The sequence below is a fragment of the Streptomyces bugieae genome, assembly GCF_036352915.1.
GTDB lineage: Bacteria > Actinomycetota > Actinomycetes > Streptomycetales > Streptomycetaceae > Streptomyces > Streptomyces endophytica.
Genome location: NZ_JAZBJP010000164.1, coordinates 1 through 450, shown reverse-complemented (window position 1 = coordinate 450; position 450 = coordinate 1). Strand labels below are relative to the sequence as shown.

At 63.3% G+C, this 450-nt stretch carries 1 protein-coding gene; it reads right to left on the bottom strand.

Features of this window, described 5'->3' with window-relative positions; translation table 11 throughout:
* Positions 1-363: VOC family protein (locus V2J85_RS40695; RefSeq protein ID WP_330824403.1), on the bottom strand; the 363-nt coding region annotated here is incomplete at its 3' end.
* Between the last annotated feature and the right edge of the window lie 87 nt (positions 364-450).

Genomic DNA, 450 nt, shown 5'->3' with positions numbered 1-450 from the left:
GAGCAGCCGCACGCCCTGGCTGCGCAGGCGCTCACTCAGTGCGTCGATGTCGCTGGTCCGGTAGGCCAGTTGCTGCAGGCCGGGGCCGCTGCGGTCGATGAACTTGGCGATCGTCGACTTCTCGTCCAGCGGGGCCAGCAGCTGGATCTGGGCACTGCCCTTGGGCGCGCCGCGCACCGAGAGCATCGCCTCGCGTACACCCTGCTCTTCGTTGATCTCCTCGTGGAGGACGATCATGCCGAGGTTGTCGTGGTACCACTTGGCGGCGGCATCCAGATCGGGAACGGCGATACCGACATGATCGATCGCCGTCACCAGCGCCGAGGCGAGTGTGGGACGGGCATCAACCTGATCGGCGGTCATAACGTAACGGTAACCTCAACCTGAACGTTTGCGTATGTGTGATCGCCCACACAGCTCTTGGACACGGCTTTGGAGGTAGGAAATGAC